General features: G+C 61.6%; 11 protein-coding genes. 10 read left to right on the forward strand and 1 reads right to left on the reverse strand.

Annotated features, from left to right (window positions below; translation table 11 throughout):
* The first annotated feature begins 82 nt into the window (after positions 1–82).
* From U1A24_RS04150 to U1A24_RS04195, 10 genes are all read left to right on the forward strand, one after another.
* Positions 83–943, forward strand: a complete 861-nt coding sequence (locus U1A24_RS04150; RefSeq protein WP_322320723.1) for a CoA ester lyase — start codon at positions 83–85, stop codon at positions 941–943.
* A gap of 10 nt (positions 944–953) precedes the next feature.
* On the forward strand, positions 954–1,511 hold the full coding sequence (locus U1A24_RS04155) for an NnrU family protein (RefSeq protein WP_322320724.1): 558 nt from the start codon (positions 954–956) through the stop codon (positions 1,509–1,511).
* Complete coding sequence (locus U1A24_RS04160; protein ID WP_054007040.1) at positions 1,511–1,714, forward strand: DUF1737 domain-containing protein; 204 nt, start codon at positions 1,511–1,513, stop codon at positions 1,712–1,714. The genes U1A24_RS04155 and U1A24_RS04160 overlap by 1 nt, the downstream gene beginning before the upstream one ends.
* 68 nt (positions 1,715–1,782) lie before the next feature.
* Positions 1,783–2,817 carry a MaoC family dehydratase gene (locus U1A24_RS04165; protein ID WP_322320725.1) on the forward strand — a complete coding sequence of 345 codons (1,035 nt, stop codon included), beginning with the start codon at positions 1,783–1,785 and terminating at the stop codon, positions 2,815–2,817.
* Positions 2,818–3,046: 229 nt separating this feature from the next.
* Complete coding sequence (sdhC, locus tag U1A24_RS04170) at positions 3,047–3,430, forward strand: succinate dehydrogenase, cytochrome b556 subunit (protein ID WP_322320726.1); 384 nt, start codon at positions 3,047–3,049, stop codon at positions 3,428–3,430.
* 10 nt (positions 3,431–3,440) lie between these two features.
* The gene (gene sdhD, locus U1A24_RS04175; protein ID WP_322320727.1) at positions 3,441–3,812 is read left to right on the forward strand and encodes a succinate dehydrogenase, hydrophobic membrane anchor protein; all 372 of its coding nucleotides are present in this window, start codon (positions 3,441–3,443) and stop codon (positions 3,810–3,812) included.
* A 9-nt stretch (positions 3,813–3,821) separates the two neighbouring features.
* Complete coding sequence (gene sdhA, locus U1A24_RS04180; protein ID WP_322320728.1) at positions 3,822–5,624, forward strand: succinate dehydrogenase flavoprotein subunit; 1,803 nt, start codon at positions 3,822–3,824, stop codon at positions 5,622–5,624.
* Positions 5,624–5,941, forward strand: coding sequence for a hypothetical protein (locus tag U1A24_RS04185; protein ID WP_322320729.1), 318 nt, complete (start codon positions 5,624–5,626; stop codon positions 5,939–5,941). Before sdhA ends, U1A24_RS04185 begins: the two co-directional genes overlap by 1 nt.
* Positions 5,942–5,944: 3 nt before the next feature.
* A complete protein-coding gene (locus tag U1A24_RS04190) occupies positions 5,945–6,241 on the forward strand; it encodes a hypothetical protein (protein ID WP_322320730.1) in 297 nt (98 codons plus the stop codon).
* A gap of 27 nt (positions 6,242–6,268) precedes the next feature.
* Entirely contained in the window at positions 6,269–7,045 is a 777-nt protein-coding gene (locus U1A24_RS04195) for a succinate dehydrogenase iron-sulfur subunit (protein ID WP_322320731.1), read from the forward strand.
* Between the two features lie 72 nt (positions 7,046–7,117).
* Here U1A24_RS04195 and U1A24_RS04200 read toward each other — a convergent pair.
* Positions 7,118–7,533, reverse strand: a 416-nt coding sequence (locus U1A24_RS04200; RefSeq protein ID WP_322320732.1) for a hypothetical protein, incomplete at its 5' end; no start/stop codon positions are given.

The following is a 7,533-nucleotide window of genomic DNA, read 5'->3' on the forward strand; positions in this document are numbered from 1 at the left end:
TTTTCTGCGCTGCGGCATTTCTGGGCTTGCCGAAAGTGGCAAAATGCGGTCGGTTGGCGCAATATTGTTGCCGGAGAGAATCATGACATCTATTGCGTCGGGTCGCCCCTTCCGTTCTGTGCTGTATATTCCGGGCTCGAAAGACCGTGCGCTGGAGAAGGCGCGCAGCCTTGCGGCGGATGCGATCATCTTCGATCTGGAGGATGCGGTGGCGCCCGAGGAGAAGGCGGCGGCGCGCGAGGTTTTAGCGCAGGCTTTGGCCGAGGGCGGTTACGGCCACCGGGCGCGGATCGTGCGGATCAACGGCTTGGATAGCCCGTGGGGGGCCGAAGATCTGGCGGCGTTTGGTGGGCATCCGGGCGTGGAGGCTGTGCTGATCCCGAAGGTGAACCGGGCGGCCGATCTGGATGCGGTGGCGGCGGTGACGGCCAAGCCGTTGTGGGCGATGATGGAAACCGCGCTGGGCATGTTGAACGCCGCCGAGATTGCGGCGCATCCAAGCCTTCAGGGCATGGTGATGGGCACCAATGATCTGGCGAAAGAGCTGGGCAGCAGGCATCGGGCGGATCGCTTGCCGATGCAGGCGGGGCTTGGCTTGTGTCTGCTGGCAGCTAGGGCTTACGGGCGGGTGATCGTCGATGGCGTCTATAACGCCTTCAAGGATGATGCGGGGCTGCTGGCTGAATGCGTGCAGGGCCGCGATATGGGGTTTGACGGCAAAACCCTGATCCATCCGGCGCAGTTGGAGATTGCCAATGCGGCCTTTGCACCGTCGGAGGCGGAATTAGACCTCGCGCGGCGGCAGATCGCGGCGTTCAATGCGGCCACGGCGGCGGGGCAGGGCGTGGCGGTTGTGGATGGAAAGATTGTCGAAAACCTGCATATCGTCACCGCACAGGCGGTTCTAGGGAAGGCCCAGATGATAGCCGCGCTGTCTGCATGAGGTTAAGGCGATGATCTGGCTGATTTTGGGACTGGCGCTATGGGTGGGCGCGCATTTCTTCAAACGTGTGGCCCCGGATGTGCGGGCGGGTATGGGCGAGCGCGGCAAGTTGGTGGTGACAGGGCTGTTGCTGCTGGCGGTGGTGCTGATGGTTGTCGGCTATCGCGCAGCGGAATGGGAGCCGGTTTACACGCCGCTTCCCGGCATGGGGCATCTGAATAACACTTTGATGTTGGTATCTTTGTTCCTGTTTGGGGTGGGCGGCACCAAGGGCACTTTGTATCCGAAGATGCGGCACCCGATGCTGTGGGGCGCTGTGATCTGGGCGGTGGCGCATTTGCTGGTGAACGGCGATCAGGCGTCTTTGGTGCTGTTTGGCGGTATCGGGATTTGGGCCTTGGTCGAGATGGTGTTGATCAATCGGGCTGAGGTTTGGGTGGCCCCGACCAACGGGCGCGGCATCAAGGGCGATGCGATGAACCTTGTGGGGACAGTTGTGCTGCTGGGGGTGATCGCGATGATCCACGCGTGGCTGGGGCATCCGGTGTTTTTGGGGACGTATTCCTGATGCAGCTGTATCGGTTTTTGTCGGACGACGACACGAGCGCGTTTTGCCACAAGGTTAGTCTGGCACTCAGCAAGGGCTGGGTGCTGCATGGCGGGCCGACCTACGGCTTTGACGCGGCGCGCGGCGTGATGCGCTGCGGGCAGGCGGTGGTGAAGGATGTGCCGGGGACATATGACCCGGAGATGAAGCTGGGCGAGGCTTAGGGTGCGGCGGGGCAATCCCCGCCCTACCGAATAGATTTGGTGGGTTCACCCACCCTACGGAGGCTGAGATGGCAGCGGTCAAAACCAATGCGGGGCGGTTCTTTGAGGATTACCGGGTGGGCGATGTTATCGTGCATGCGGTGCCGCGCACGGTGAAGATGGGCGAGCGCGCGCTGTATCACGCGCTCTATCCGGCGCGGCATGCATTGTATTCCTCGGATATTTTCGCGCAGGAGTGTGGGCTGCCGTTCAGCCCGCTGGATGATCTGATCGCGTTTCATGTGGTGTTCGGCAAGACCGTGCCGGATGTGTCGCTGAATGCGGTGGCGAACCTGGGTTATGCCGAGGGGCGCTGGCTGCGGCCGGTGTGGCCGGGGGATACTTTGCGCTCGGAAAGCACGGTGATTGGGGTCAAAGAGAACTCTAACGGGCAGTCGGGCGTGGTCTATGTCCGCACGGTGGGGCTGAACCAGCATGACGAGGCGGTGCTGGAGTATGTGCGCTGGGTGATGGTGAAGAAGCGCGATTTTGGCGTGGGGGCCCCGGTGACGGTGGTGCCGGAGCTGGCAAAGGTGGTGGAGCCGAGCGCGCTGGTGATCCCGCAGGGGCTTGATTTTACGCGCTATAATTTCGCGCTGGCAGGCGAGCCGCATAGGATGCGCGATTATGCGGTGGGTGAGGTGATTGACCATGTTGACGGTGTCACGATCGAGGAAGCCGAGCATATGCTGGCGACCCGGCTGTGGCAGAACACCGCCAAGGTGCATTTCGATGCGACGCAGCGCCCGGATGGCAAGCGGCTGATCTATGGCGGGCATGTGATCTCATTGGCGCGGGCGTTGTCGTTCAATGGGCTGGCCAATGCGCAGATGCTGGTGGCGTTGAACGCGGGCGCGCATGCCAATCCGTGCTTTGCGGGCGATACGGTGCGGGCGTGGTCGGAAGTGCTGGATATGGTCGAGACCGATGCGAAGGGTGTAGGGGCGATCCGGTTGCGGCTGGTGGCGACGCGCGGGGCGGCGGGGGCTTTGCGCGGGGCGGACGGAAAGTATCTGCCCGAGGTGCTGCTTGATCTGGATTATTGGGCGTTGATACCGGTTTAGCGCGCCTGATCGGGGCAGTTCCTGACAGATTCTGTGGGTTGAAAATTTGTGATCACGCGAATTTTCCATGTGATCACAAATGCGAAAAACTGCCACTGATAGCGAAAACATTGTGCAGTTGCGGCAGGGTTGGTGGTGACAGTCGCAATTTTCACGCTATTGAGATAAGCAAGATATAAAGATGTGCGGGCTGACCGATCAGCCGCGACATGTGACGAAGGGATACGACATGGCCGAGATCAAACGGGTGGAACGCCCTCTCTCTCCCCATTTGCAGATCTATCGCCCGCAACTGACCTCGATCACCTCGATCCTGACCCGGATCACCGGTAACGGGCTGATCGTCGGCGTGATGCTCGCGGTGTGGTGGCTGTTTGCGGCGGCGGTGTCACCGGAATATTTCGCGGTCGCCAATGCGGTGGCGACAAGCTGGTTCGGCGATCTGGTGTTCACCTGTTCGGCTTGGGCGGTGTGGTATCACTACCTGTCGGGGCTGCGGCATCTGTATTTCGATGCCGGCCACGGGCTGGAGATTGCCACGGCTGAAAAGCTGGGCTGGGGCATTATCGCGGGGTCGTTCATTCTGACCGCGCTTACCATTCTGATCGTGTAAGGGGCTGAATATGCGTTATCTTACCGCGCGCAAACGTGCAGAGGGCCGTGGAGCTTCTCACACCGGTACGGCGCATCACTGGTCGATGACCTTGTCTGCCGTGGCACTGGCGTTTCTGGTGCCGACCTGGGTTTACATCGTCGGGCACGCTTTGGGGCAGGATTATGAGGCGGTGCGGGCGACGTTTGCGCGGCCCTTCACCTCGATCCTGACGGCTTTGGTGCTGGTGATCGGGATGCGGCATTTCGCGATGGGGGCCACGATGATGATCGAAGATTACGCGCATGGCACCACGCGCAAGATGCTGATCATGTTTGTGATCTCGCTTTCCACCGTGATTGCGGCGACGGGGCTGTATGCTCTTGTTCGCATTGCACTTTAAGGGGCTGATATGACTGCTTATCCGTATGAAGTGCACGACTATGATGTGGTCGTGGTGGGTGCTGGCGGCGCTGGTTTGCGAGCGACTTTGGGCATGGCGGAACAGGGTCTGCGCACGGCTTGCGTGACCAAAGTGTTCCCGACGCGGTCGCATACTGTGGCGGCGCAGGGCGGGATTGCTGCCTCGCTTGGCAATATGGGGCCGGATTCTTGGCAGTGGCATATGTATGACACGGTGAAGGGCTCGGACTGGTTGGGCGACACCGATGCGATGGAGTATCTGGCGCGGGAGGCCCCGAAAGCGGTCTACGAGCTGGAGCATTACGGCGTGCCGTTCTCGCGCACCGAAGAGGGCAAGATTTATCAGCGCCCGTTTGGCGGCCACACCACCGAATACGGCGAGGGCCCGCCGGTGCAGCGCACCTGTGCCGCGGCTGACCGGACTGGCCACGCGATTTTGCACACGCTCTATGGGCAATCGCTGAAGAATAATGCCGAGTTTTTTATCGAATATTTCGCGATTGATCTGATCATGACCGATGGCCGCTGCACCGGTGTGGTGGCGTGGAAGCTCGACGATGGCACGATCCATGTGTTCAACGCCAAGATGGTGGTGCTGGCGACCGGCGGTTACGGGCGGGCGTATTTCTCGGCAACCTCGGCGCACACCTGCACCGGCGATGGCGGCGGTATGGTCGCCCGCGCGGGGCTGCCGTTGCAGGATATGGAGTTCGTGCAGTTTCACCCGACCGGGATTTATGGCTCGGGCTGCTTGATCACCGAAGGCGCGCGCGGCGAGGGGGGCTATCTGACCAACTCGGAAGGCGAGCGCTTTATGGAGCGCTATGCGCCGCATTATAAGGATTTGGCGCCTCGTGACTATGTCTCGCGCTGTATGACGATTGAAATTCGCGAAGGGCGCGGGGTGGGGCCAAACAAGGACCACATCCATTTGCACCTGAACCACCTGCCGCCGGAAACCTTGGCGCTGCGGTTGCCGGGGATTTCGGAAAGCGCGCGGATTTTTGCGGGCGTTGATCTGCACAAAGAGCCGATCCCGGTGCTGCCGACGGTGCATTACAACATGGGCGGCATTCCGACCAACTACTTCGGCGAGGTGCTGAACCCGACGCATGACAATCCCGATGCCACTGTGCCGGGGCTGATGGCGGTGGGCGAGGCGGGCTGTGCTTCGGTGCATGGTGCGAACCGTTTGGGGTCTAACAGCCTGATCGACCTCGTGGTGTTCGGCCGGGCGGCGGCGATCCGCGCGGGCGAGATTGTGAACCCGAAAGAGCGGGCTGCGGATGTGAATCGGGTTGAAGTGGACCGGGCCTTGGACCGCTTTGATGTGACGCGGCAAGCCAATGGATCGGTGCCGACCGCTGATTTGCGGTTGGAGATGCAAAAGACCATGCAGGCCGATGCGGCGGTGTTCCGTACCGACAAGACGCTGGGCGAAGGTGTGGCCAAGATGACCGCGATTGCGGGCAAGATGGGCGACATCAAGGTGACGGACCGCTCGTTGGTGTGGAACAGCGATCTGATGGAAACGCTGGAACTTCAGAACCTTATGCCGAATGCGCTGGCGACGATCTACGGCGCACATGCCCGCACCGAAAGCCGGGGCGCACATGCACATGAGGATTACGCCACGCGCAATGACGCCGATTGGCGCAAGCACACGTTGGCTTGGGTTGACGGCAATTCGGTCAAGCTGGACTATCGGCCGGTGCATACCGCGCCGCTGACGGCCGAGGCGGATGGTGGGATTTCCCTGAAAAAGATCGCGCCGGCTGAAAGGAAGTTCTGATGCGTCTGTTGGCTGGGCTGGCTGGATTGATGCTGCTTGCCGCCTGCGATCCGCAGGTTGTGGCGGATAAAGCGATGCGGCGGACGGCGGAGACGGTGGTGCGCCCGGTTCTGGCGCAGGAATTGCCGGGCAATGTCGCCGAGGCTGCGACGCAATGCGTGCTGGATGCGGCAGGAACCGACGAAATCCGGGCTTTGGCGCGGGATGTCGGCGTTGAGGCGGGCACGTTGACGGTGCAGAATATCCGCAATCTGGCGACCCGGCCCACGGCTGCGGCCTGCTTTGCACGCAATGGCGTGCCGCCATTGAGGGGTTAAGCCATGCGCCCGACCCTCGCCCTGCTGGCCCTGTTGCCGCTGATCGCCTGCGGGCCGATCCCGCGCGCGCAGGCCGAGCGCGAGTGTTTTGAGCGCGCCCGTCTGGCCGAGCATCCGCGCGGCGAGGTGGGGGTGGGGATTGGCTCGGGCGGGCGTAACCATACGTTTGGCGAGATCACCATCAGCTCGGATTACCTTCAGGGCAAAGATCCTGATCAAGTTTACCAAAATTGCGTCTATCACCGCTCGGGTGAGATGCCGACGCGTCCCTATAGCAGCATTCCCGCCCGCCGGTATTGACGCGGAAGATAAGAAAAGGTCTGAGACATGGTTCAGTTTACCCTGCCGAAAAACTCGAAAATCCGCACCGGCAAGACCTGGCCGAAGCCTGCGGGCGCCAATGTGCGCAAGTTCCAGATCTATCGCTGGAGCCCGGATGACGGCGAAAACCCACGGGTGGACACCTATTTCGTCGACATGGACAGCTGCGGCCCGATGATTCTGGATGCGCTGATCAAGATCAAGAATGAGATCGACCCGACGCTGACCTTCCGGCGTTCCTGTCGCGAGGGGATTTGCGGATCCTGCGCGATGAACATCGACGGCATCAACACCTTGGCCTGTATCTATGGTCTGGATGAGGTGAAGGGCGATGTGAAGATCTACCCGCTGCCGCACATGCCGGTGGTGAAGGACCTGATCCCCGATCTCACGCATTTCTACGCCCAGCACGCCAGCATCATGCCGTGGCTGGAGACCAAGACCAACAAGCCCGCGAAAGAATGGCGACAGTCGATTGACGACCGCTCCAAGCTCGACGGGCTGTATGAATGCGTGATGTGCGCCTGTTGCTCGACCTCTTGCCCGAGCTATTGGTGGAACAGCGACAAGTATCTCGGGCCAGCCGCCCTGCTGCACGCCTATCGCTGGATCATCGACAGCCGCGATGAGGCGACAGGCGAGCGGTTGGATGATCTGGAAGACCCGTTCAAGCTGTATCGTTGCCACACCATCATGAACTGCACCAAGACCTGCCCCAAGGGGCTGAACCCCGCGAAGGCGATCGCCGAGATCAAGAAGATGATGGTGGAACGGGTGGTCTGAGGGGGGCGGCAGGGCAGTTGGCGCCTTGCGGTGGACGTCATCTGCGAGCGGCCGGAAAGCCCTGTGCACGGGTTACCTGATGAACGCGATCTGCGCAAAGACAGAATATAGCCACGGACGCATCGGCTCGCCGAAATCCTCGCCGATGCTGCGGAAGACGGCGTCATAGGCATCCAGCGGAGCGGGATCGAGGCCGATCTGCGCGAAGCTGCGCAACACCTGCCGGCGCACAAGCGCACCGAAATCCTCGCCTTCCGGCAGGTGCGAAAAGATCACCCGCGCGTAGCCAAGCGCCTGGCCAAGGTCGATCAGTGCGCGACTGGGAAACTGGAACTTGTCCTCGATCGCCGCGAGGTTGTCGCGCGGTCCGGCCAGGTTCGCGGCCTTCACGCGCGCCCGACCCCGGATCGCGTCGAGTGCAAGGCGGTGCCGGCGGGTCATCGCCGCATCCTCTGCCGCAACGGCGAGCCTCAGGATCAGCCCCGCCG

It is taken from the genome of Cypionkella sp. (assembly GCF_034376685.1).
Lineage (GTDB): Bacteria > Pseudomonadota > Alphaproteobacteria > Rhodobacterales > Rhodobacteraceae > Cypionkella.